The sequence below is a fragment of the Mesobacillus sp. AQ2 genome (genome assembly GCF_030122805.1).
In the GTDB taxonomy this organism is placed as follows: domain Bacteria; phylum Bacillota; class Bacilli; order Bacillales; family Cytobacillaceae; genus Mesobacillus; species Mesobacillus oceanisediminis_A.
Genome location: NZ_CP126080.1, coordinates 3,959,440 through 3,984,533 on the forward strand (window position 1 = coordinate 3,959,440; position 25,094 = coordinate 3,984,533).

22 protein-coding genes and 1 riboswitch are annotated in these 25,094 nt (G+C 43.7%); of the genes, 6 read left to right on the plus strand and 16 right to left on the minus strand.

The genetic code is table 11. From position 1 onward, the window contains the following. Positions 1-121: 121 nt before the first annotated feature. Positions 122-1,117 (minus strand): hypothetical protein, encoded by a 996-nt coding sequence (locus QNH36_RS19930; RefSeq protein WP_283904042.1) that lies wholly within the window; start codon positions 1,115-1,117, stop codon positions 122-124. Positions 1,118-1,340: 223 nt separating this feature from the next. On the opposite strand from QNH36_RS19930, the gene QNH36_RS19935 reads away from it, so the two are divergent. Beyond that, positions 1,341-2,465, plus strand: coding sequence for a CAP domain-containing protein (locus tag QNH36_RS19935; RefSeq protein WP_349654827.1), 1,125 nt, complete (start codon positions 1,341-1,343; stop codon positions 2,463-2,465). A gap of 464 nt (positions 2,466-2,929) precedes the next feature. On the opposite strand, the gene QNH36_RS19940 is transcribed toward QNH36_RS19935, so the two are convergent. The 9 genes from QNH36_RS19940 to QNH36_RS19980 form a co-directional block, all read right to left on the minus strand. Beyond that, on the minus strand, positions 2,930-4,171 hold the full coding sequence (locus tag QNH36_RS19940) for a S8 family peptidase (RefSeq protein WP_144478791.1): 1,242 nt from the start codon (positions 4,169-4,171) through the stop codon (positions 2,930-2,932). A 261-nt stretch (positions 4,172-4,432) separates the two neighbouring features. Then, the gene (zupT, locus tag QNH36_RS19945) at positions 4,433-5,242 is read right to left on the minus strand and encodes a zinc transporter ZupT (protein ID WP_283904043.1); all 810 of its coding nucleotides are present in this window, start codon (positions 5,240-5,242) and stop codon (positions 4,433-4,435) included. Positions 5,243-5,519: 277 nt separating this feature from the next. Beyond that, the gene (locus tag QNH36_RS19950) at positions 5,520-6,398 is read right to left on the minus strand and encodes a peptidylprolyl isomerase (RefSeq protein ID WP_283904044.1); all 879 of its coding nucleotides are present in this window, start codon (positions 6,396-6,398) and stop codon (positions 5,520-5,522) included. A gap of 12 nt (positions 6,399-6,410) precedes the next feature. Continuing rightward, entirely contained in the window at positions 6,411-7,808 is a 1,398-nt protein-coding gene (locus tag QNH36_RS19955; protein ID WP_283904045.1) for a S1C family serine protease, read from the minus strand. A 162-nt stretch (positions 7,809-7,970) separates the two neighbouring features. Beyond that, positions 7,971-8,441, minus strand: a complete 471-nt coding sequence (gene ribH / locus QNH36_RS19960; protein ID WP_144478785.1) for a 6,7-dimethyl-8-ribityllumazine synthase — start codon at positions 8,439-8,441, stop codon at positions 7,971-7,973. A gap of 43 nt (positions 8,442-8,484) precedes the next feature. Next, positions 8,485-9,678, minus strand: a complete 1,194-nt coding sequence (locus QNH36_RS19965) for a bifunctional 3,4-dihydroxy-2-butanone-4-phosphate synthase/GTP cyclohydrolase II (RefSeq protein WP_283904046.1) — start codon at positions 9,676-9,678, stop codon at positions 8,485-8,487. 11 nt (positions 9,679-9,689) lie between these two features. Then, entirely contained in the window at positions 9,690-10,346 is a 657-nt protein-coding gene (gene ribE / locus QNH36_RS19970; RefSeq protein WP_144478781.1) for a riboflavin synthase, read from the minus strand. Between the two features lie 12 nt (positions 10,347-10,358). Next, complete coding sequence (gene ribD, locus QNH36_RS19975) at positions 10,359-11,441, minus strand: bifunctional diaminohydroxyphosphoribosylaminopyrimidine deaminase/5-amino-6-(5-phosphoribosylamino)uracil reductase RibD (protein ID WP_283904047.1); 1,083 nt, start codon at positions 11,439-11,441, stop codon at positions 10,359-10,361. Between the two features lie 129 nt (positions 11,442-11,570). Then, a riboswitch (FMN riboswitch) is annotated at positions 11,571-11,716 on the minus strand. A 56-nt stretch (positions 11,717-11,772) separates the two neighbouring features. Further along, entirely contained in the window at positions 11,773-12,114 is a 342-nt protein-coding gene (locus QNH36_RS19980) for a metal-sensitive transcriptional regulator (RefSeq protein ID WP_144478777.1), read from the minus strand. Positions 12,115-12,276: 162 nt separating this feature from the next. Here QNH36_RS19980 and QNH36_RS19985 point away from each other — a divergent pair, with 162 nt between their 5' ends. The 3 genes from QNH36_RS19985 to QNH36_RS19995 are packed head-to-tail and all read left to right on the plus strand — an operon-like array spanning position 12,277 to position 15,974. Next, positions 12,277-13,767 carry a spore germination protein gene (locus QNH36_RS19985; protein ID WP_251544375.1) on the plus strand — a complete coding sequence of 497 codons (1,491 nt, stop codon included), beginning with the start codon at positions 12,277-12,279 and terminating at the stop codon, positions 13,765-13,767. Continuing rightward, positions 13,754-14,866, plus strand: coding sequence for a GerAB/ArcD/ProY family transporter (locus QNH36_RS19990; protein WP_144478775.1), 1,113 nt, complete (start codon positions 13,754-13,756; stop codon positions 14,864-14,866). Before QNH36_RS19985 ends, QNH36_RS19990 begins: the two co-directional genes overlap by 14 nt. After that, a complete protein-coding gene (locus tag QNH36_RS19995; RefSeq protein ID WP_283904048.1) occupies positions 14,850-15,974 on the plus strand; it encodes a Ger(x)C family spore germination protein in 1,125 nt (374 codons plus the stop codon). Before QNH36_RS19990 ends, QNH36_RS19995 begins: the two co-directional genes overlap by 17 nt. A gap of 76 nt (positions 15,975-16,050) precedes the next feature. Here the strand turns inward: QNH36_RS19995 and QNH36_RS20000 are convergent, their stop codons facing one another. Beyond that, positions 16,051-16,251 carry a hypothetical protein gene (locus QNH36_RS20000; RefSeq protein WP_144478771.1) on the minus strand — a complete coding sequence of 67 codons (201 nt, stop codon included), beginning with the start codon at positions 16,249-16,251 and terminating at the stop codon, positions 16,051-16,053. Between the two features lie 113 nt (positions 16,252-16,364). Between QNH36_RS20000 and dacB the strand changes: the two genes are divergently transcribed. Further along, positions 16,365-17,846: a D-alanyl-D-alanine carboxypeptidase/D-alanyl-D-alanine endopeptidase gene (dacB, locus tag QNH36_RS20005; protein ID WP_481825327.1), complete on the plus strand. Its 1,482-nt coding sequence runs from the start codon at positions 16,365-16,367 to the stop codon at positions 17,844-17,846. Positions 17,847-18,866: 1,020 nt separating this feature from the next. Here the strand turns inward: dacB and QNH36_RS20010 are convergent. After that, a complete protein-coding gene (locus QNH36_RS20010; protein ID WP_186326807.1) occupies positions 18,867-19,781 on the minus strand; it encodes a nuclease-related domain-containing protein in 915 nt (304 codons plus the stop codon). A 154-nt stretch (positions 19,782-19,935) separates the two neighbouring features. Next, complete coding sequence (locus QNH36_RS20015) at positions 19,936-20,523, minus strand: cell wall hydrolase (RefSeq protein ID WP_283905444.1); 588 nt, start codon at positions 20,521-20,523, stop codon at positions 19,936-19,938. 457 nt (positions 20,524-20,980) lie between these two features. On the opposite strand from QNH36_RS20015, the gene katA reads away from it, so the two are divergent. Further along, positions 20,981-22,441 (plus strand): catalase KatA, encoded by a 1,461-nt coding sequence (katA, locus tag QNH36_RS20020; RefSeq protein WP_283904050.1) that lies wholly within the window; start codon positions 20,981-20,983, stop codon positions 22,439-22,441. 404 nt (positions 22,442-22,845) lie between these two features. On the opposite strand, the gene QNH36_RS20025 is transcribed toward katA, so the two are convergent. The 3 genes from QNH36_RS20025 to QNH36_RS20035 form a co-directional block, all read right to left on the minus strand. Next, positions 22,846-23,481, minus strand: coding sequence for an FMN-dependent NADH-azoreductase (locus tag QNH36_RS20025; RefSeq protein WP_283904051.1), 636 nt, complete (start codon positions 23,479-23,481; stop codon positions 22,846-22,848). A gap of 123 nt (positions 23,482-23,604) precedes the next feature. Next, the gene (locus QNH36_RS20030) at positions 23,605-24,204 is read right to left on the minus strand and encodes an NADPH-dependent FMN reductase (RefSeq protein WP_283904052.1); all 600 of its coding nucleotides are present in this window, start codon (positions 24,202-24,204) and stop codon (positions 23,605-23,607) included. Between the two features lie 28 nt (positions 24,205-24,232). Next, a complete protein-coding gene (locus QNH36_RS20035; RefSeq protein ID WP_251544386.1) occupies positions 24,233-25,087 on the minus strand; it encodes a VOC family protein in 855 nt (284 codons plus the stop codon). Positions 25,088-25,094: the final 7 nt, after the last annotated feature.

The window sequence follows — 25,094 nt, forward strand, 5'->3', positions numbered from 1 at the left end:
TCTCTCCCATCCCATTTGCAACTAGAGAAATCGTAACAAAGAACAGAAGCAAGCGTCAACAAATGGTCTGATAATTCCCAAAAAGAAAAACAGCCTCAATTTCTGCGGCTGTTTCATGTCCTTAAGCAAATCGATAATAAATCAGCACAAATGCCGATAAAACAAAAATGAAGTTCAAGAATATAAACACAAATTGATCCACTTTTGTCTTGTGCAGCTTGATTGGCGGATTGTAGAAGGAAACGCCTTCGATGATGAAAATGATCAGGACGATATGGATCATGAAGTGGCCGATGACTTCTGTGAATCCGAATAGCATAGTTGTCAGGATAAAGATGGTAGTGACAACAAATCCGAGAACTCGGTTCAGGATTCCGACGACCAGCAAATAACCGACGACGAATTCGACAAAGGCGGCCATGACAATGAAGGCCGCTGGTTCGAATCCAAAAGTAGGCACATGGTGGTTCGCGACGATATCCAGCGACATCGTTGGGTACACCCATTTTTCAACAGCTACCCAGCAAAGAGAGAGGCCTGTGCCTAAATACAAAAATGGGAAACCTACCTTTTCCAGCTTCGTTTTGCCAACAAGCAACACGCCAATGATCGCTAAATAAAAGCCGTAGTCAAGCATATAGAAAATGCCATGATTAACAGTGACCATGACGAATAAAATGAGTAAAAGTGATGCTCCGAACTTTGTTGCAATATGATGGGGCACAAGAAGAAGGCCAATTGCCGCCCATACTAAAATCGTCATCAATGTGCTGTCAATATGGAATTCAGGTGCGAAAAGGGTGCCATTAGTGACCTGGATGATCAATGCTGCTGCCGTTCCGTATTTTAAAATATATCGTGAATACTTCCTGAAACCAGAAAGGAAATCATCCCACTTTTTGATTAGCGGCCATTGGGCCATTTTGGGGATGATCAGAGTCAAAGATGCGAGGACGACTGCTGCCAATAAGGCTAGTCCCATGAATAATGGTGATAAAATATTTTCAATGGTTTCTTTCTTTGGTGCTACCTCAGTGAACCATTTTACGTGAGCATTTGTATATAAAGGTGTTAGAATGAATCCTAACCCGATGATGATTTGTAATAGTTTTTTCATGAGTAAAACCTCCTGTGGCAATGTAAACACTATCGATATAGTAATAATACAGTCTGAGTTACAGATTTGATCATCAGAGTTATGAACATTTTGTGAAATTATTCACAAATAGGTCATTCTGATCAGTTAGAATTAATTAAGTTTCCCATTTCCCTTTGCCGTTATGCTTTTTAATTATGGATTAATGGGTATATTGGGGATAAGGAATAAAGGATGGTGACGATTGGCTTTGAGACGATTATTTTCGCTTCTGATTATCGGGGCTTTGGCTTATTTTTCTTGGCCATATCTTACTGAAAATAAAGAGACTATAAAAAACGAAATAGAGAATCTAAAGGAAAACCCGGAGTTTGCTTCTGCGCTGGAGAAACTCAATAGTGGAATTAATCAGCTGATCTGGCAGGTTAATGAGAAAAAAGAAGAACTGACACAGGATGAGAAGATTTTGCCTGAAGTATCTAAGCCAGAGCTGGCAACACCTTCTGAGGTAACATTCACAATCCACAATATTGGAGTTGGTGATGTAAAGGGAGAAGTTGAAAAACAGCTCGGCGCTCCGAAACGGGTTTCCGTGAATGAGTACGGAACAGAGTGGCATGCCTATCATGAAAATTTTCAAAACTTCACCATGGTTTCCTACAGCAATGACGGAACAGTGAATGCTCTGTTTACAAACCAGGACCTGATTGCGGCCAATAATGACATCAAATATGGAGTTCCAAAAGAAACCGTCCGCCAGACACTTGGGGAACCACTGGGTGAAATCAGGAAAGGGCTTGTCTATTACCAGTTCCAGAAGGATCAGGACTATGACGTGTACAATATCGATGACAGCTATGTGACTGTTTTTTATGATAAACACAGGAATAATACCGTAACAGCCATCCAGATTATCAGCGAAAAGCTGGAACAAAGTAAGGCAGGGTTTTATACGGAAGCGAGTGATGCGTTGAAGGAAGGTTTTGAATACCAGTTGTTCGATTTGACGAATGCATCCAGGGTCGTTCATGGTTTAGGCATCCTGACATGGGACGATCCGGTCAGGGTGACGGCCCGCAAGCACAGTGCCGATATGGCGGAAAACTCATATTTCAGCCACACGAATCCCGAAGGCCAGTCGCCTTTTGACAGAATGGCTGAAGACGATATTGCCTTTTCCGTCGCCGGGGAAAATCTCGCATACGGCCAATTCAGCAGCATCTTCGCCCATGAAGGCTTGATGAACTCACTCGGGCACCGTGAGAATATCCTGAAACCAGACTTCAAGCTGCTAGGCGTCGGCGTCGCATTCGGCCCGAAGCATGAACCTTATTTTACAGAGAACTTTTATAGTAAGAGGAAGTTTTAAAAACGTGTCATAAAGTAATACAGCTGGCTGGAAAAAGTCGCGGATAATTTCCAATTCGCTATAAAAATGAATTTTTCGCTATATAAATGAAAAAGTCGCTATATTAATCGGAAAGTCGCTATATAAATAAAAAAGTCGCTATATTAATCAGAAACTAGCTATATAAATAAAAATTGTCCCTGCGATATCGTTTTTTTCGTATGAAGAGGCATGATTTAGACTGATTTTCAATACAATGTCAGGCGCTTTTTCATGCTTGAATCATTTTATTGGCGGTTTTCACAACTTTATTGGCGATTTTCAAATTTTATTGGCGAAAATATTTTTTTATTGACGAAATCCACTAATTTATTGGCGAAAATCTAATTTTATTGGCGAACTGGAAATTCCGGGCATTTTCTTCCAATTTACACAAAAAAACCGCTCAATCAACTCACTGATTAAGCGGTTTTTTCACAATATATTTACTTCACACGCGGGAATCCAAATCCTGATGCATAGTCATCACCTGATGCTGCACCTGATCCACCAAGGATATCATTCGCTTTGGCACGGTTCTGCAGTTCAGCGCGAAGCTGTTTGTGAGTCATGCTTGGGTTAGCAGCCCAGATTTTCGCAGCCAATCCGGAAACGTGCGGAGTCGCCATTGATGTTCCGCTGATTGTGTTATACGTTCCATCAAACCATGTGGATTCAATTGCTCTTCCTGGAGCAGAAACTTCTACATCGCGCTCCTGGATGACAAAGTCACCATCTGTAGCAGGGTTTCCGCGGGATGAGAAGTCAGCGACACGGTATGTACCGTTTTCCTGGACATTTTCAAGTGCGGCGACTGCAACTGCGTTAACAAGGGCACCCGGATAGCCGATTGTATCTGCATTAGGGCCGCTGTTTCCAGCTGCTGCAACAACCAGGACACCTTTTCCATATGCATAGTCAACAGCGTCTGCAATTAGTGTGCTCTTGCTGCTGGATCCAAGTGACATCGAAATGACAACTTTTGAATTTGTACTGACTGCTTGATCTGCAGCATGCTGAATCGCACCTGCGATATCATCGGAATAGCCTGAGCCCTGGTCATTCAGAACCTTATAAGCCCAAAGGTCTGCTTCAGGCGCTACCCCGTAAATTCCCAGGCCAGTTCCACCGTGGGCAAGTACTGTACCGGCAACATGGGTACCATGCCCGTTCTTATCCGTACAAGAACCATCCACGAGGGCAGTCCTTCGGTTGGTGAAATCCTTACATTGTTCTGCACTTCCAGTTAAATCACTATGGTTAATATTAACTCCTGTATCCAGTACTGCAACCTTAATTCCATTGCCGCCAGATGTAGCCTGAAGATTACTATCATTATAGATTGCTTCCATTCCCCATGGAGTCCGATCGGAAGGTGACGCTTGCGCCACAGCGCCAGGCTTCGCTTCCAGCTGCAATTGTTGAACTGTCTCTACTTTTAGATTCTTATTTTTCAAAAGTGCCTGGTATTGCTTGGCATTAACCGTTGTTGTAAAACCATTCGCCCCAAAATCCCATCTGGTACCGTATTGATCTTTTGCCTTAGCCTTTTCAGCTGCAGGACCCTGAACTAATACCCGGTATGAATCCTGTGCCTCTGGTGCCTGGCCAAATGCCCCGGCCGTGAATAAAGATAAGCCCATTGTCATGCTTAGTAGTGCCGCTCCAAGTGCTTTCCTTCTTTTCATCTAACCACTCCTCTGCATTTTATGGTGTTGCTGGTTTTACAAAATCTATTATATTTAAAATATTCTGATAACAACAATATGCTAAACTATTCATTTTTGAGACTTTCGAATCAGGTAAAAATACACGTTTACACAAAAGTCTCATGCACAAAGTTCTATTTTTGAATTTTCCCAATATCGAAAGAACTAAAAAGAGTGGCCTTTTTGCTACAAGCCACTCTTTCCAAATGGAAAATAATAGTAAATTATCCCCTTGCAAATTTATATAAACAACAACAAACTCACAGCCATGACCGCCATACCGGCTACCAACCCATAAATCGCGAGGTGTGATTCATCGTATTTTTTCGCGGCGGGCAACAGTTCATCAAGTGAAATGAAGACCATGATTCCGGCAACCGCGGCAAAAATGACGCCGAACATGATATCGTTCAGGAAAGGCATCAGGAACAGGTAAGCCGCCAGTGCGCCGATCGGCTCTGATAACCCGGACAAAAATGATAGCTTGAAAGCTTTCTTTTTATCTCCGGTCGCGAAATAGACTGGCACGGAAACGGCGATTCCCTCCGGAATGTTATGGATGGCAATGGCAATCGCAATGGCAACACCTAATGCGGGATCCTGGATTGCTGAGGTGAAGGTTGCAATTCCCTCCGGAAAATTGTGAATTCCAATCGCAAGCGCAGTGAATGTACCCATTTTCAATAAAGCTGCGTCGTTGGCTGGTTTCTTGGAGATGTTCATATCCTCGACTTTCTTCAGTTCATGGGGATTTCCCTGTTTCGGTATGAACTTATCTATTAAGGCAATCAATACTATTCCGGCGAAAAAACCTCCCACGGTCGCCCAGTTTCCCAATTGCACGCCCATCGCCGAAACGAGAGCATCCTTGGCTTTGACAAAGATTTCAATCATCGATACATAGATCATGACCCCGGCTGAAAATCCAAGAGCCAGCGAAAGGAATTTTGTATTCGTCCGTGATGTAAAAAAAGCAAGGACACTGCCAATTCCTGTGGCAAGGCCTGCAAATAATGTCAAACCGAAAGCAGATAAAATCTCCTCTGTCATTGATATTCTCCTTTTAAAATCGATATTTGTGCTGACCCAACGGGAATTCATCGTCTATGTCTGTTACCTGAATGAATCCATTCAACAGTTCGAAAAATAGTCTTACACTAAAATGTTTCCTTTGGTAAACTTTCAAGATGCAAGAATCCCTTTACCCTAACAATATATGCATTTACCCTAAAAAGTTTCCTTAAGTAAACATTTTATCGTATAAGAAACTCCTTCTGCAAGAATAAAATACAAAAACCCCTGCAAAGCTGCAGAGGTTCCTTCAAAACTATAGATTTCTTTTAATTTTGTAATCTGCCTTTTTCTTTTCAAGCCAGTTTGGATATTCAGTCTGGATTTTTTGGTCGAATAAAGATTCCTTGATTTCTTTCTTATGATCCTCGAATACCGCCGTCTTTGCCGCTTTTTTATCGGCAACTTTAATGATATGGTAGCCAAAGTCTGTTTTTATCGGGGCACTGACTTCCCCCACTTTCATTCCGAAGGCTGCTTCCTCGAATTCTTTCGCCATCTCTCCCTTTCCGAAATAGCCGAGGTCTCCTCCTTTAGCTGCATTGCTTGCATCCGTGGAATATTCTTTGGCTAATTCAGCAAAGTCTTTGCCACTGTCCAGCTCTTTCTTGACTTTCTTTGCCGTTGCCTCATCTTCGACTAAGATATGGCTTGCTTTTACTTGTTCTTTTTGATCAAAACTTTCTTTATTTTCCTCGAAGTATGTTTTCATTTCTTCTTCCGTCACTTTGATAGAAGGTTTAATCATTTTTTCAGCAAGGAGATACATTTGAATGTCCTCCCTGATCCTGTCGATTGACACTTTGTTCTGTTCAAGTGCCGCTGCAAAAGCTTCTTCACCGCCATAAGAGTCTTGGAGTTTTGTCAGCTCTTCATCTATTTCATTTCCCGTTACTTTTACCTTTTGCTTATCAGCTTCCATTTCAATCACTTTATTGGTGATCAGTGAATCCAAAGTATCGGCGCCATACATCTCAGTTAATTTTGTGTTCAATTCATCCTTTGTGATTTTTTCACCGTTGACGCTCGCTGCTGTCTCTGTTTTTGAAAAAGCTGTCGCAAAAATCAAGAGAAGTGCTAAGGTAATTACGGCAAAAGTCAGCATCAATTTATTCTTTTTCATATAAGCAATCATTATTTCCCTCCATTATTCAACACTTGAAGCAGACAACACAACTTTCAAAGTTTGCTGTTTGCCGTCACGGTAAATTTTCACCTGTGCACTGTCACCCTTTTTAAGCTTGGTATACATATATCTCCTTAGGTCACTCGCACTTTTCACTTGTGCATCATTGATGCCGACGATGATATCTTGTTCCTGAAGGCCTGCTTTGGCTGCTGCGGAATTTGGATCGACGCTGGTAACCATCGTACCGGAGTCCACATTGTCTGGCAGATTTTTGAGATACATTTCAGGGATCTGCTCCAAATCAGCAAGACTTACACCTAAATAAGGGCGTTCAACTTTTCCTGTTTCAATCAGCTGGTTGACGATTGGCAGTGCCTCCTGGCTCGGAATCGCAAAGCCAAGGCCTTCCACTCCATTTTGCGAGATTTTTAAACTATTGATTCCAATTACTTTTCCATCTGTATTGATCAATGCGCCGCCGCTGTTCCCCGGGTTAATTGCTGCGTCGGTCTGGATGACATTCATTTCCCATTCCCCGGCAGAAGTCGGCACTGAGATGGACCGGTCAACCGCACTGACGATTCCTTGAGTGACAGTCCGTGATAAGTCCAGGCCGAGCGGGTTTCCGATGGCCAGTACCTGGTCGCCAGGTCTTAAGGCTGAAGAATCACCGAATTCGATGACATCCGCCGCCTTGGCTGCCTCGATTTTAATAACCGCCAAATCAGTTAACGCGTCTGCTCCGACCACTTGCGCATCAACCTTCTCGCCATTATACAGGGAAACCTCCACCTTGGATGCACCCTCAATGACATGGTTATTCGTAACGATAAAGGCATTATTCCCTTCTTTCTTGAAAATCACCCCAGAACCAGAACCGGTTTCAACATTGCCCTGGCTGCGGGAAAAAGGATTGCTTTGCTGCTGAATATTGGTGATACCGACAATCGATTTAGAGGAATCCTCAATGATATCGGCAATCGATCCTGAGCTTTTTGCAGATGTAGGGGTCGTCACAATATTTGAACTGCTTTCTGCTGCTGTTTCCGTCTGGGCCTGCTCCTTTTGCCCAGCATCTGTTTCGGTAAAATTAACAGCCGCAAGCGTTATAGCCGAACCGACCACTCCAGCCATGACAGTTGATAAAATGCTTTTGAACTTATTGGACTTTTTGACCGGTTCCGATACAGGGTACCGGGGTTGCTGATCATTGGCCGGTTTGGGTTCATGGTACCGGGACTCCTGCTCGTTGACCGATTTCGATTCATGGTAGCGGGATCCCTGCTCCTTGACCGCTACCGATTCATGATACTTGGATTGCTGCTCCTTGACCGGTTCCGGTTCATGGTACCGGGATTCCTGCTCGTTGACTGGTTCCGATTCATCATAACGGGATTGCTGCTCAAACTCTTTCATGGTATTTCCTCCTCGTTTGTTAACTTGTTTTCATCATAACCAGAAATTATGAACAAATTATTAACAAACTAAGGCGAGGATTTTAAAAGTTTGGGAAGACTTTGCTAGTCGTGGCCACATAAAAAAGCTGCAGACATGGTAGCCTGCAGCTTCTTTAAAAGATTACATTTCAATATTTTTCATCAAATTTGCCATTTCGATTGCCGAAGCCGCTGCGTCCCAGCCTTTATTGCCTGCTTTCGTTCCGGCGCGTTCAATTGCCTGCTCGATTGTATCGGTCGTCAGGACACCGAAGATGACAGGGACTCCTGAGTTCATCGCCGCGGCTGATACCCCTTTGGCAGCTTCATTGCAAACATAGTCAAAATGCGGAGTGGAGCCCCGGATGACGGTTCCTAAAGTGATGACTGCATCATATTTATTGCTCTTTGCCATTTTTTGCGCTACCAATGGAATTTCGAATGCACCAGGAACCCAGGCAACATCGACATTGCTTTCGTCCACACCATGTCTCTTCAGTGCATCCTGTGCACCGCCCAAAAGCTTGCTTGTAATGAACTCGTTGAATCGGCCAACAACGATTCCGATTTTAAGACCCGTTCCTACTAAATTACCTTCAAAAGTTCTATTCATGACTATTCCTCCATTTATAGATGTTATTTAGTTTTTTTCCGATTTAAAATTTTAGTAAATGACCTAATTTACTATATTTTGTTTTTAAGTAGTTTTCGTTTTCTTCCCTTGCTGGCATCTGGATAGGCACCCGGTCGACGACTTCAAGGCCATAACCCTTAAGTCCTCTTATTTTCCGCGGATTGTTCGTGAGCAGTTTCATTTGCTTGATGCCAAGGTCTTTTAAAATCTGTGCTCCGATCCCGTATTCGCGAAGGTCAGCACCGAAGCCGAGTTTTTCATTGGCCTCTACAGTATCGTAGCCCTCTTCCTGCAGCTTATAGGCCCGCAGCTTATTCATCAGGCCAATGCCCCTGCCTTCCTGGCGCAAATACAAAAGGACGCCGCGCCCCTCTTCGTTTATCTGTGTTAATGCGGCATGCAGCTGCGGCCCGCAGTCACAGCGGTACGAACCGAATACATCTCCGGTCAGGCACTCAGAGTGGACCCTGACCAATACCGGCTCATCCGGGTCAATGTCACCTTTCACAAGGGCAATATGTTCCTTGTCATCCACGACGTTCGAATAACCGACAGCCTTGAACATCCCGAATTCAGTCGGGAGATTGATTTCAACCTCTCTTTGAATCAGATTGTCCTTACGGTTGCGGTATTGAATAAGATCCTTGATGGTGATCATTTTTAAATCGAACTGGTCAGCAATCTTGCGAAGCTGCGGCACTCGTGCCATGGTGCCGTCTTCATTCATGATTTCACAAATAACGCCAGCCGGCTTGGCGCCGCACATTTTTGCCAGATCAACCGCTGCCTCCGTATGGCCAGCCCGTCTTAACACGCCGCCTTTTTTGGCGACAAGCGGAAAGACGTGGCCCGGACGTTTAAAATCGGCAGCCTTAGACTCTGGATCAAGCATGCTGAGTACTGTTGCCGAGCGCTCAAACGCAGAAATCCCTGTTGTAGAGAACTTATGGTCGATACTAACGGTAAAGGCAGTACCATGCGGATCAGTGTTGCGAGAAACCATCGGTATCAGGTCAAGGCTTTGTGCCAGTTCTGTTTCAATTGGAACACAGATCAAACCCCGGCCATGCGTCGCCATGAAGTTGATGACATCCGGCGTTGCCTTCTCAGCCAGCGCGATAAAATCCCCTTCATTCTCCCTGTCCTCATCATCACAAACGATGACTACTTTGCCTTGCATGAGTTCATATATAGCCTCTTCAATCGGATCAAACATTTTCATCACCCTCACATAAACCCGTTATCCTCTAAGAATTGGGCTGTAATATTACTTCCTCTTTTTGAAGCTGCTGGAACCTGGTTACTCAAGAAGTGACCTACATATTTGCCGATCATGTCACATTCTATATTGACGATATCGCCTTTATCCTTGAAGCCAAGCACTGTGTCAGAAAGTGTCAGCGGTATCAGCGACAATGTCAGGCTGTCTTCCGATATCCCGAAAACAGTCAGGCTTGTACCATCAACTGCGACGGAGCCTTTCATGATTACGTATTTCAGCAATTCGGGATCAAGCTGGATTTCATAATACACTGCGTTTTCAACTTGGGTTTTCCCTTTGATGACCCCGACTCCATCCACATGGCCGGCAACAAAATGCCCGCCGAACCGGCCTCCGGCTGCCATCGCTCTTTCCAGGTTCACCTTTGAGCCTCTCCTGACGGTTTTAAGGCTCGAGGCTTTTACCGTCTCCGGCATCACATCTACCGAAAATCTGTTTTCTGTAAAAGACGTGACAGTGAGGCATACTCCGTTGACAGCAATACTGTCACCAAGATGGACATCTGTCAGGACTTTTTTCGCGTCAATTGTCAGCACAAAAGATTCCCCGCTGTGCTGGATATTTGCAACGGTCCCGATTTCCTCAATAATCCCTGTAAACATATTAACCTCCCTCTAGACCGGCTCAGCAATGATCCGGATATCCTGGCCGATTTGCTTTACATCAATGACCTTCAAGGGAACTGTTTCCTCCAGACGGGCAATGCCTTCGCCTCCGTATGCTGACGGGGCATTTCTGCCGCCGATCAGCTTTGGTGCAATATAGGTAATCACCCGCTGAAAAGCCTTCTCCCTTAAAAAACTGCCGTGGACTTCGGCACCGCCTTCAACATACAGTGAAGTAATGCCGCGCTCCCCCAGTTTTTCCAGCATTTCTTTAATTCCGACTTTCTCAGTCTCAAGCTTGATGATTTCGATGCCTTGTTCTTCAAATTGTTTTGCCCTTTCAGGCTCAGCACCCGCTCCTGTCACGATGATTGTCTTAGCTGCTTGATCATGGATCACCCCTGAATCGAAAGGGGTCCTGAGGGTGGAATCCAGAATCACCCGGATGGGATTTTTCCCGCCAGATTCAAGTCTGGTCGTAAGGCTTGGGTTATCTGTTATGACGGTGTTGACACCAACCAGAATGGCATCCTGTGTATGGCGGAAGTGATGGACATCCTTACGCGCTTCCTCCCCGGTGATCCATTTACTCTCCCCGGTCACTGTTGCGACTTTGCCATCAAGGCTTGTGGCTGACTTCAAGGTTACATATGGAAGCCCTGTGCTTATGTAATGAAAAAACACCTTATTAAGAGCAATAGCTTCTTCCTCCAATAATCCAACCTCTACCTCAATTCCCGACTCACGCATCTTTTTGATTCCTGCTCCGCCAACGAGCGGGTTAGGGTCAACCGAAGCCACAAACACCTTTTTGATGCCCGACTCTATGACAAGATTCGAACATGGCGGAGTCTTCCCGAAATGGCTGCACGGCTCAAGTGTCACGTAAAGACTCGCCCCATCCGCTTTCTCTCCTGCCATCCGGATGGCATGGACCTCGGCATGCGGCTCACCTGCCTTCAAATGCGCGCCCATGCCAACAACCTGCCCTTCTTTTACAACCACAGCGCCAACCTGAGGGTTCGGGGAGGTCTGACCTTCCGCTGCTTTTGCAAGATTGATGGCAAGGGCCATATAGTCCTGATTCTTCACTTTCATCCCTCCCTCTTTTAAAAAATATAAAAAGACCCCGAAACATAAGCGCTTCGGGGTCCTAAAAAAGACAATGTCAAACTAGAGGGTAAAAAAAGGGTATACTGCTCCCTTGTTTCTAATCCTCGTTTTTTCCTTCTCCCATCCAGACTTTAACTGTCGGCCCTGGAGTTTCACCAGATCCACCGCTTAACAAATGTTAACCGGGTCACGGACTAAGAAGCACATGCTTCATCACCGCCGGTTGGGAATTTCACCCGACCCCGAAGGAATATATTAAGTTAGTGACATTATACAGAACATGTTCATAAATAGAAAACAAAATGACCTTTTATTTTTTCATCAGTTTCTCAATCGTCGTCAACAGTTCATCGATCACTTCGTTATCACCTTCCTGAATCCGTTCAACGATACATGATTTCATATGGCCTTCAAGCAGCAGCTTAGCCACGCTGTTCAATGCCGCCTGAGTCGCAGAAATTTGTGTGATCACGTCATCACAATACGTATCTCTTTCAATAAGTCCTTTTATGCCGCGTATTTGTCCTTCTATCCGATTCAATCTCGTGACGAGATTCTTTTTCGTTTTTTCAGAATGGTGGCTTTTGCGCTCTGAAGAGCAGCAGCTGTCACCACATTCAGCCGGGTGTACTTCGGGCTCTAAAATGTCCATCTAAAAACCCCCTTTTACATCTTTAATTATATTTTATCATACCCCTACACAGTAAATAATCGCAAATTCACAATCAACTTTTACATATAAAACGTTTTAAAAGGGATAACTATTTTTAACGAATATATTAATAAAGTTTCTATTAAGCAAAAAAGTGGTGTGATGATGAAAAAGTTCCGGCTTCCTGCATCCATTAGCGAGAAAAAAGAAGTTCATTGCAGTGGATATGAAAAACTTAAAGCAATCTTTCAGCAGACTGCAGACTTTAAAGAGTCTGAATTTAAAAGAGGAAATTGCACATTGCGTTTTTGTTTCCTTGAAACCATGGTGTCGCCCGACAAATTCAAGGAACTATTATTGATTCCTTTATTGATGGAAGATTCGAAGATTACACCCGCTGAGCTTAAGTCGTTAAATGGTGCACCGGTGAATACACAAGAGGAAATGATCAGCGGCATCCTCAGCGGTGGATATGTTTTGTTCATATGCGAACGGGACGAAGCCTGGTTATTCACATTCCCTAAGGATATCCAACGTGCCATACAGGAACCGATAAATGAAGCAGTGGTTCGCGGCGCACATGATGGCTTCGTTGAAAAACTTGAAACAAATATCAGCCAGCTAAGGCTTAGAATTAAAAATCCAGAATTCACGGTTAACTACCATGAGTTAGGCGATAAGACAAAAACCAAAGTAGCTGTCATTTTTATGAAAGGGATTGCTGACCAGAAAATCGTTGATGAAGTTGAAAGAAGGCTTTCCTATATTTCGACTGACATGGTTTTAAGTCCAGGCTATATAGAGGAGTTCATTGAGGATGATCCATTCTCTTTGTTTCCACAGCTCATCAACACCGAGAGGCCGGACAGGGTGATCGCGAATCTGATGGAAGGCAGGATCACCATCATTGGTGATGGCAGTCCGACAGCCTTGATATTGCCAATTACTTTTTTTGCATTCTATCAGTCTTCGGATGATTATAACAGCCGGTGGATTCCTTCGTCATTCATCCGATTGCTCAGGTATGTCAGCTTTCTTATCGCCATCACATTGCCGGCCTTTTACATTGCGATTATTGCTTTTCACCTTGAAGTCATCCCTCATGAGTTAATTCTCCCATTAAAGGGATCTGTAGAAGGAATCCCATATCCTCCGCTTTTGGAGGCTTTCTTCATGGAGATAACGATTGAATTGATCAGGGAAGCTGGGATCAGGCTTCCGAGACCGATTGGACAAACCATCGGAATTGTTGGAGGTCTTGTCATTGGTGATGCCGTTGTAAGCGCAGGATTGATTTCTAATATCATGATTGTCATCGTCGCTGTCACTGCGATATCTGCGTTTGTCGTCCCTTCCAATGAAATGAGTACGACCGTCCGGCTGATCAGGTTTCCCCTAATGGTTGCGGCTTCAATATTAGGTTTCGTGGGACTGACTTTTGGCCTGATATTCGTCTTCATTAAACTGTGCAAGCTCGAATCTTTCGGAGTGCCATATTTTTCGCCATTGGCTCCATTGCAGGTCAAGGATCTTAAGGACACATTTTTGAGAATGCCTCTTTGGAAAATGGATGAGCGTCCGCGCAATTCACATGCGGTAAACACCAAGAGACAGCGGGACTCTAGAGGATGGAAAACAAATGAACCGAGATAAAGATACGATTACCCATCAGCAATTTTTCTTTTTGATCATCCAGACACAGTTGGGTGTAGGTGCCCTGTCTCTCCCATATGAAATGCATAAATCTGCGCAGTCAGATGGATGGATTTCGATACTTCTGGCCGGCCTTTTGCTTCAAGGGGTCTTATTAATGTATTTCATGCTTTTTAAAAAATTCAAGTCTAAAAACATCCTTGATATTTCAGCGTTTGTGTTAGGCAGGAAGATTGGTAAACTAATTTCTCTTTTCTATATGCTATATTTCATCAGTGTCGGGAGTCTGATTCTTGTGCTCTATGTCAGAATTATCGATCGCTGGATCCTTCCCTATACTCCAAATTGGGTAATCGGCGGTTTGCTTTTGCTGTCCGGAATCTATTTAAGTGTTGGCGGATTGAAAGTCCTGGCCCGTTTTTACACATTGGTCACACCGCTTATCCTTTTGCTCTTGCTGCTTGTTTCCTACACGTTGAAGGATGCGAACATTTATTATATGTTACCGATAGGACAGGCTGGCATCAAAGATATTGTCATTGGCAGTAAAGACGCGATCCTTTCCATGCTGGGGTTTGAAATCATCCTTCTCACTTTTCCAATGGTATCAGGAACGACACTTCAAAAATTCAAGGCAGTATCTTTTGCTAACCTGTTCAGTACCATACTTTATGCCTATGTGGTTATCATCAGTTTCATTTACTTCAGCCCGGCTGAAATAAAAATATTGCCAGAACCGCTTTTGTATATCTTAAAATCTTATACGTTCAAACTCATTGAACGAACGGATTTACTATTTCTGTCAATCTGGATATTCCTTGTATTCACTTCTTTCTGCAGTTACCTGTTTCTGGCCGCTGACTCAGCCGCTAAAATTTTTTATAAAAGGGATCGACGGAAACTTGTGTATTGTATGGCGCTTATCATTTATGGCTTTTCTTTTTTACCTGAAATTGACATCAAATATTTAGATATCATGAGTAGCAATATCCCGAAGGCCGGTTTTATTTTCATCCTTTTCCCTGCCTTTTTACTCACCGTTTCATTCCTGTTCAAAAAATCCGAGCATGGAGGTAAGGCCAATGACCCGAATTCTTAAAACAGGCATTCTTGCTATTGTCACCCTTCTGTTGCTTAGTGCCTGCTGGGATCAGCATTTATTGAAGGATGTAAAATTATTCATGGCGGCCAGCTTCGATTTGACTCCTGACGGAAAAATACTCGATGAGCTTACTTCCCCAATCATAAAAAAGAATCAAGAGGGAGGAGGGGTCAGCGGATATACCATCAGTTCTGGCCTCGGAAATACACCAAGAGAGGCACGGGCGGACATAGACAGAAAATCGGAAAAGGTCTTTGATGCATCCAAACTAAGGGTGTTAATCATAGGGAATGAGCTCGCAAAAAAGGATATCTATTCTGTACTTGATTTATTCTATCGGGATCCCAAGAGTGCTCTAAGCGCCAAAGTAGTCGTAGCCGAGGGGATGGGTAAGGATTTGCTGCGAATAAATATTGAAGAGGAGAAGGCCAGTTCATATTTCTATGATTTATTAGAGAGCCAGGAAATCGCTTCCCTCATTCCAGCCGAAAACATTCAATCGATCTGCGCGGAGATGTTTGATCCAGGAGAAGATTTCGTTTTGCCTTTCCTTCGTCCATCAGAAGACAGGAAAGCCGCCAGTGTTGAGGGTATCGCCTTATTTAACGATAGGAAATTCACTGGTCGGGTACTTACCGGGGACGAGGCGGTTATTTTCCTATTGCTTGACGGCAATTCAGGAAAGTCACCAAAATTCACAAAAAGAATATCTGAAGGTGAAAGTTTCAAGCCGCCACATTTTGTTTCTTTTACCGTAAAAAAAGCAAAGGAAACATTAGAGGTAAAAGTGAAGAACAATCGGGCTATTGCGAATATACATTTAAAGTTAAAAATTGATATCACCGACTACGTTAAGAACCATTTATACAATAAGCAGGAAATTACAAAATTGAACAATAAACTATCTGAGATGCTGACCAATGATGCAGCAGCCACTATTAAAACTCTTCAGGAAGCAAATAGTGATAGTTTAGGGATTGGCAGAAGACTGATTGCGCAATACCCCGACTATTGGAAGCATGTGGATTGGATAAAGGAATATCCAAACGTGGTCATAACTCCAAAAGTCGTTGTAGAAATTGTCGGACATGGAATCATAGAATAAACTTGATTTCAACCAAACAAAATACTCCTATTGAGCTTCCAAATCTAAAGAAGATCAATAAGGAGTATTTTTTAAGTTAAACCTGGCTATTTTCATTTCTATTTTGCAAAAGCAACAGCATCTCCCTTGAAATCCCGGCTGCGAACAGGCAGCCTACGAGAAGTGCCAATGTCCCGTACAACGGATCTGTCACCTTGGAAAAAATCAGTTGGACATAGAAGTAAAATCCTGCTCCGATGGCTACAATGAATAAAGTATTCCAAACGTATCGGTACATATTTTTCCTCCTCAACCTTCTATTAATTTAAACATTATCATAGACTCTACTAGTTGTTTATTGGGAAAATTCCTGTCGAAAACAGAAGAGTTATGAAGGGAATGAACGAAAAATTGAAACAAAAAACTACATTCATCGTCCTGTTCATGTTTATTAGCATTTTAGCCATCATTCCGCTTTTCTATACGGATGAACCTCCTGCACAGGCTGTTTCAACCAGTGTTGATCTGTCAGAGGAAATCAATGAATTCATTGAAAACGAACCGATTCTTGATGGTGCGCTGGCGGGTATCAGCATCAGGTCAGCAGATCACGGAAAGCTGCTGTATGAGCATAACGGAGAGATTCGAATGCAGCCGGCTTCTATACTGAAGATGTTCACTGCCGCCGCATCACTGTCAGTTTTAGGGGAAGATTATCGTTTTACAACCGAAGTTTTGACGACTGGTAAAATAGCAGGCGGCACTCTATCAGGAGATCTTTATTTAAAAGGCAAAGGAGATCCAACACTCCTTCCAGCTGATTTTGCTGAAATAGCAAAAAAATTGAAGAATAAAGGAATCTCCAAGATTGATGGTGATATTATCACCGATGACAGCTGGTATGATGATGTCAGGTATTCAGAGGACCTATCCTGGAATGATGAGCATCAATATTATGGAGCGCAAATATCGGCACTGACAGCATCACCGAATCTGGACTATGATGCCGGAACAGTAATAGTCTCCATTTCCCCCGGCAAAAAAGGCAAAGCAGCCAAGATTTCGCTTGAGCCGGATACAGATTTCGTCACAGTCGTTAATGAAACTAAAACAATCGAACCTAAAGGAAAGCAAGATATCCAAATCAAACGGGAGCATGGCACAAATGCTATTGTCGTGAAAGGGTCGATTCCTGCGGATTCACAACTGGTAAGGGAATGGGTCGCCGTCTGGAATCCAGCGCAATATGCCGGAACCCTTTTTAAGAAAGCCCTGGAAGACCAGGGCATCGAGATTGTTGGGAAAATAAAAAATGGCAAGGCTGCAGATGCCATGCCGGTATTAATTTTTCATAAATCCATTCCCCTTGCTGACCTGATGATTCCATTCATGAAGCTCAGCAATAATGGCCATGCAGAAGTACTAGTGAAAGAAATAGGCAAAGCCGTCCACGGTGACGGCAGCTGGGACAAGGGTATTGAGGGAATGTTGGATGAGTTGGAGAGTATCGGTGTCGATACAAGTAAAATCATCCTCCGTGATGGCTCTGGTCTATCCCATGCGAACCTCGTTCCGGCAAATGAAATCACAAAAATTCTTTATGAAGTGCAAGGAGAGGAATGGTTTCCTGTTTTCAAGAATTCCCTTCCCGTGGCCGGAGCAAAGGATAGGATGGTTGGCGGGACGATGCGAAACAGACTGAAAGAAGAGGCGAAGTTCGTTACCGTTCAGGCCAAAACAGGCTCGCTGACTGGAGTAAGCACCCTCGCAGGATATGTGGAAAAGCCCGGCGGCGAGACACTAATTTTTACGATAATGCTGAATAACCTGCTGGATGACAGGGATGGCAGGAATGTTGAGGATCAAATCGTTAGAATACTTTCAAGACAATGACTGAAGCTTGAATGATACCCTTATGTGGATAGTTTGGTCTTCATAAGGGTGTTTCGGCTAGAATGGTACCCTTATGTGGATGGTTTTGCTTGTATAAGGATGTCTTTCCGCTTGAATGGTGCCCTTATGTGGACAGTTTCGCCTGTATAAGGGTGTCTTTTGGCTTGAATGGTGTCCTTATGTGGACAGTTTCGCCTGTATAAGGGTGTCTTTCCGCTTGAGTGGTACCCTTATGTGGATAGTTTTGCCTGCATAAGGGTGTCTTTTGGCTTGAATGGTGCCCTTATGTGGACAGTTTCGCCTGCATAAGGGTGTCTCTCGATCGGAATGGTGCCCTTATGTGGACAGTTTCGCCTGCATAAGGGTGCCTTTCCGCTTGAATGGTACCCTTATGTGAACAGTTTTGCCTGCATAAGGGTGTCTCTCGATCGGAATGGTGCCCTTATGTGGACAGTTTCACCTGCATAAGGGTGTCTTTCCGCTTGAATGGTGCCCTTATGTGGACAGTTTCGACTGCATAAGGGTGTTTTTCCGCTTGAGTGGTACCCTAATGTGGACAGTTTTGCCTACATAAGGGTATCTTTCGACTTGAATGGTACCCTTATGTGGATAGTTTCGCCTGTATAAGGGTGTCTTTCCGCTTGAATGGTACCCTTATGTGGATGGTTTGGTCTTCATAAGGGTGTTTTTCCGCTTGAGTGGTACCCTAATGTGGACAGTTTTGCCTGCATAAGGGTATCTTTCGACTTGAATGGTACCCTTATGTGGATAGTTTCGCCTGTATAAGGGTGTCTTTCCGCTTGAGTGGTACCCTTATGTGGATAGTTTTGCCTGCATAAGGGTGTCTTTTGGCTTGAATGGTGCCCTTATGTGGACAGTTTCACTTGCATAAGGGTGTCTTTCCGCTTGAATGGTGCTCTTATGTGGACAGTTTCGCCTGCATAAGGGTGTTTTTCCGCTTGAGTGGTACCCTTATGTGGACAGTTTCGCTTGTATAAGGGTATCATTCTCCTTCAAGAATCATTTATCAACAGTTATATAGCGGGAAGATGGGCCATGGCCCTCCAATGTATAGTTTTCTGAAAGAATGTTCCTAATGGCTTTCTTTGTTTTGACAGACTTGCACCATTCATGGACCGTATTGACTGTTAAAGCTTCTTCCGGAAAAAGTAATTGAATATCTCTAACACTTCTCAATACTGCTTCATGTAAAGTTTCCCGTTTCCCGCAACTGGTGCATATTAGTGTTTTTCGAGTCACGATTGTATTCATGCTATGACAATGGGAACAGGTTATTCCCTTCTTCAATTTGTCGAAACTATATTGAGGCAGCCGGGAGTATGGCGAATCTTGAGTATGCAGGGAATGCAGACGTTCGGCTAGGTTTGTGTGGGTATTTTTTATTGGAGAAAATTGTTTTTGCAGGTTTTTAAGAAGTCTTGGAATCTGGTTCGGAAAGATAATTGGTAAATTACGCGGAGCTTGATAGAGGTAAAAATTGTTGTTCACAAAGACCAGTGTTGATTCAATATTTATGTTGTACCCAAGGTCTCGCACCATCCTTCGCAGGAGAGACTCTGCCCTTTCCATTTGTATCAGAGGATTTTTAATTTCTACTCCATTATGGGTGTACCACCTATCGCCTTCGATATAATAATCTCCCTCGAGATTCTTCACTTCGAACATGTGGATTATCTGGGACAGGAATAGGGAATCGACTTGGAATTTCGTATTTCCATGTTCCAGCAGCAAATCGTTCAAAACCAGAAAGCCTTTTTCTACCTCCCCCATCCAATGATCAAAAATCACTTCGCCTTCATATCCTTTTTCCAGGTACAGATAGTTACTATGTTCCTTCGTAGACAATTTCATTCTTGAATTCAGCTTTCTCAGAATCTGTAGTTCCAACGATTCAACACGCGATTTAACTATCAAAGAACATTCCTCCATTCGTTATGTATTGCAATTAAATAGTATGTTTTATTCGATTATTTAACAAGGTTTTTTATCACTTTGTTTTTTGGCTTTAGAAAAGCAGCCTAATTGAGAAAAAGCTGGGCAGAATGAGAATCTGCACAGCTTTTTTGAGTCACTTCGCAAATCTATGATTTCCGATTGTCACGGTTGCTTCTCTTGAAAACACCCATTTGCTTACTGCGGTTTTCGGATTAAAGAAGAATAATGATCCATTCCCCTGTCCCCTGAATGCAATGGCTTCTTTAACGGCTTTCTTGGACTCTGCATCCGCTGCCTTGTTGATGGCGCCATTTTTCACGGGTGTGAATGCATAATAGCCGTTTGATTTTTGATAAATGACTCCCTTGATTGTATTAGGGAATTCAGAGCTTGCTACTCTATTCAAGACAACAGTCGCTACTGCTACTTTCCCAGCATATGGCTCGCCTTTTGCCTCAGCGTGGACCAGTCTTGCAAGCAAGTCCTGATCTGCCGCAGATACCGGCGAGGCAGGAATCGTCAACTTTTGTCCTGGATATAGTAGATTGCTAGTCCGGTTATTGGCCTTTTTCAATTGATTCACAGGCACTGCATTTTTACTCGCAATTCCCCAAAGTGTATCTCCTGTTTTCACCTGGTAAGTTGCCGCTTCTGCAGCCGCACCCATTGAAAATACAGATAGAGATACTGCAGCTGTGAGTGCTGCCAAAGTCTTTTTCATCTTTTTCATTTTCCAAACCTCCAGTAGAGTTGCTCTTTTTCTCTACTAATAAGGCTAGCAGTTGTAACATATGGATTCATCGTCCAATAAGTGCCAATCAGGATAAACCTTCTCAATCTATTGATAACGCTTGAGTCTTTATAAACCTAGCAGTTTATACCATTCTTCTTCCCCTTCCTTCAATAGCCAGCACTGTAAGGATCCGGTTCATTTTTTACATAGTGTTACAGGTTTGTAACTTTGTCAGAGGCATATTCAGTTGGATTGGAGAGATTCAAAAATGTCGACAGCTTTTCAGTCTTTTTTTATCTACCATATTTTGTGACAGGGCCATATTTATAGTAATTATTTTAATGTATCACCTCCTTATTTAAAATAATTATAAATTAATATTGATTTTTAATTGAAAGATGTTATCATTTAGTCAACAACAAATTTTAAAAAGGCGGGATGAAGAATGAGTAATGATCAAAAGAAGAATCTGACTACAAGCTGGGGAGCACCGGTTGGGGACAACCAGAACTCCATGACAGCTGGCCAAAGAGGTCCAACTTTACTGCAGGACGTTCACCTTTTGGAAAAATTGGCGCACTTTAACCGCGAGCGTGTGCCTGAGCGTGTTGTGCATGCAAAAGGTGCCGGAGCACATGGATATTTTGAAGTGACAAATGATGTAACCAAATATACGAAGGCAGCATTTCTTTCAGAGGCAGGAAAGAAAACACCTTTATTCGTCCGTTTCTCAACGGTTGCTGGTGAACTGGGATCAGCTGATACAGTGCGTGACCCACGCGGATTTGCCGTAAAGTTTTATACAGAGGAAGGAAACTATGATATTGTCGGCAACAATACGCCGGTATTCTTCATCCGTGATGCGATAAAGTTCCCTGACTTCATCCATACACAAAAAAGGAACCCTCAGACTCACCTGAAGGATCCAAATGCAGTGTGGGATTTCTGGTCACTGTCACCTGAGGCGTTGCATCAGGTAACGATCCTGATGTCTGACCGCGGCATTCCGGCTACTATCCGCCATATGCATGGTTTTGGCAGCCATACATTCAAATGGACTAATGCTGAAGGAGATGGCGTCTGGATCAAGTACCACTTCAAGACAGAGCAAGGCGTGAAGAACCTGACTGCCGATGTAGCGGCACAAATCGCCGGCGAAAACCCGGATTTCCATACAGAAGATTTATTCAATGCCATCGAAGCGGGAGACTTCCCTGCCTGGAAGCTTTATGTCCAGATCATGCCATTGGAGGATGCGAATACGTACCGTTTTGATCCATTCGATGTTACAAAGGTTTGGTCACAAAAAGACTACCCATTAATTGAAGTGGGCCGCATGGTCTTGGACCGTAACCCGGAAAATTACTTTGCGGAAGTTGAGCAGGCAACCTTCTCTCCTGGAACGCTGGTACCTGGTATCGATGTATCGCCAGACAAAATGCTACAGGGCCGCCTGTTCGCTTATGCTGATGCGCACCGATACCGTGTAGGCGCAAATCACAATCATTTGCCGATCAACAGGGCTAGAACAGAAGTCAATTCCTACCAGCGTGACGGCCAGATGCGCTTTGATGGAAATGGCGGCAAATCTGTAAACTACGAGCCTAATAGTTTCGGAGGACCAACAGAAGTGAATGAGCAAAAACAGGCAGCATTTCCTGTCAGCGGTGTGGCCGAAAACGCGGGCTATGATCACCATGACCATTACACACAAGCCGGTGACCTGTACCGCCTGATGAGCGAAGAAGAACGAGCTCGCCTGGTTGCTAATATCGTCACAGCAATGAAGCCAGTTGAACGCGATGATATCAAACTCCGCCAGATCGGCCACTTCTATAAGGCAGATTCTGAGTACGGAACCCGTATCGCGCAAGGATTGGGACTGCAGGTGCCACAGGAAGTTTAAAAGGTATGATAAAACGGATGTCCTATATTGGGCATCCGTTTTATCATAAATAAGCAAATGGCCTTTGAATGGTTCTTTTTGGACAAACTCAGGATTATTTCCTGAAAAAGCGTCCGTTAGAAGAGCCCTATCGGACAAATTCATGATAATTTTCCCGAAAAGTGTCCGTTACAAGACCTCTATCGGACATTCTCTAGAAGGGCCCTATCGGACATATTCATGGTGATTTTCCCGAAAAGTGTCCGTTACAAGACCTCTATCGGACAAGCTCACGACGCTTTTCCCAAAAAGTGCCCCTTACACGAACTCTATCAAACAATCACACATCAATTAACTTCAGGAATCCCTCTAATAAATAGAAAAGCAGGCCATCTCTGACCTGCTTGTTCTTGTTAAATCTTCTATTAGAATGTATGTGCCAGATCCTTCGCACGGGCGATTCCGTTTTCTTTGATTTCCTGTGCTTTTTCTGGGGTTGCGTTATGACCTTCAAGAACAAGGGATTCAAATGAAGGTACTCCGAAGAAGTTCATGATTGTTTCGATGTAGCGATTTCCCATTTCCATGCTTGCTGCTGGTCCTTCTGAATAGTATCCGCCGCGAGCCTGGATGTGCAGGGCTTTTTTATCGGTCATTAAACCAACAGGGCCTTCTTGTGTATATTTGAATGTCTTGCCTGCGACTGCTACGGAATCCAGGTATGCTTTCATGACTGGCGGGAATGAGAAGTTCCAAAGCGGTGTCACGAAAACGAATTTGTCTGCTGCTGTGAACTGGTCAACAAGCTCTGCAAGACGTCCGATTTTTGCCTGTTCTTCTGCAGTTAGGGCTGAAAATCCAGTGCCTTTCTGCAGTTTTCCCCAGCCGCCTAATACATCGGCATCGATGTGTGGGATGTTTTCTTTGAATAGATCCAGATGAATGACTTCATCGTTCTGGTTTTGCTCCTGGTATGTGTCAATGAAGGCTTTTCCTGCTGACAAACTGAATGACTGTTCTTCAGTAAGTGGGTGTGCTGTGATATATAAAACTTTTGCCATGATGTGATTCCACCTATTCCTTTTTTATTCTCCAAGCTATTTTCATGAAAAATCTCGAAGTAAAAATAGCTTACTTCGAGATATTACCCCGTTTAAAAAAGCAGGTCAATTAATTTGCTCATTCTATCTTAAAGTCTTTAATGCTCCGCTCCATGCCACTACTTCATCCAGCATTGCATTTACATTATCACCATGAAGGGCTTGCGGCTTAAATTCTGTTCCGTTTTCAAAGTCAGTAAATAGAGATAATGTTGGATGTGTTCGGACATCGGCTATTTTTAATTCTCCGCAGATTCCTCTTAAATGTTCAGCTGCTCTTGCGCCGCCTGTTGAACCATAGCTGACGATTCCGGCTGCTTTGTTATTCCATGCCTCGCGTGCAAAATCAAGCGCGTTTTTCAATGCTCCGGTAATACTGTGATTGTATTCCTGAACAATGAACACGAAACCATCGAGGTTTGAAAGCTTTTCATTCCAGGCAGCAATCCCCGGCTCAGTTCCATCCGTTGTTCCCAAAAATGGCAGATCGAAGTCAGCTATATCGACGATTTCATAATTTGCGTCCCCGCGCTTGTCAGCCAGTTCCTTAACCCATTCGCCAACTTGCGGGCTCACACGGCCCTGTCTTGTGCTTCCTAAAATAATCCCGATATTCATTTTTTCTGCAGTCATGATTTTTCCCTCCTTCGTTTTGTTCCCAAATAGTTTGTTTAATAGACCCATTCTCTCCACCGCCTGTTATCTTTTTCTATCATGCTGTTTCTAACTTGATCCTGTTCCCCGAAGGGTCAACTGTAACAATAACACCATTTTCTTCTGTAACTTCAGCACCAACGCTGATCAGCCGGGAAATCGTTTCTTTTACCGACTCTTCATCTGGCAGTACCAAACTGAATGATCTGAGTCCCACACTGTTTTCCGCTGGTTTCGGAGCTCCAACTCCATTCCAGGTGTTCAGTCCAATATGGTGATGATATTTCCCTGTTGAAATGAACAGAGCCTGAGGCCCATATCGAGAAACTACATTAAAGCCAAGTCCCTTTGTGTAAAACTCTTCCGTTTTGTCTAATTCAGAAACATGCAGATGGATATGTCCCATTACAGTGCCTGCAGGCAGACCATTCCATGTCCCTCTTTTGTCCTCCTCAAGCAGACCTTCTGCATCCAACGGCTCCGTGGTCATGACAACTTGAGACTCATTCCATGTCCAGTCTGAAGCTGGCCGGTCTATATAGATCTCAATTCCATTTCCATCTGGATCGGCAAGGTAAAGTGCCTCACTCACCAGGTGGTCTGATGCTCCCTGAAGCGGAAGCCTTAACTGTACAAAATGTTTCAGTATGTTGGCTAAATCGGCGCGATGAGGCAATAAAATGGCAAAATGATAAAGTCCAGTGGTTCTTCTCTGCTTTGGCATTACATCCTCTGGCTGTTCAATTGACAGCAGCACATTATTGCCATCCACCGTAAACTTTGCTGATTTCTGCGTTTTTTCAAATAGTTTAAAACCGATCACATCTTGATAAAAAGCAACCGAACGCTCAAGATCTTGCACCTTTAAATCCACCCGGCCCACAAAAGTAACCGGAGGCTGATGAAAATTCATTGGATTT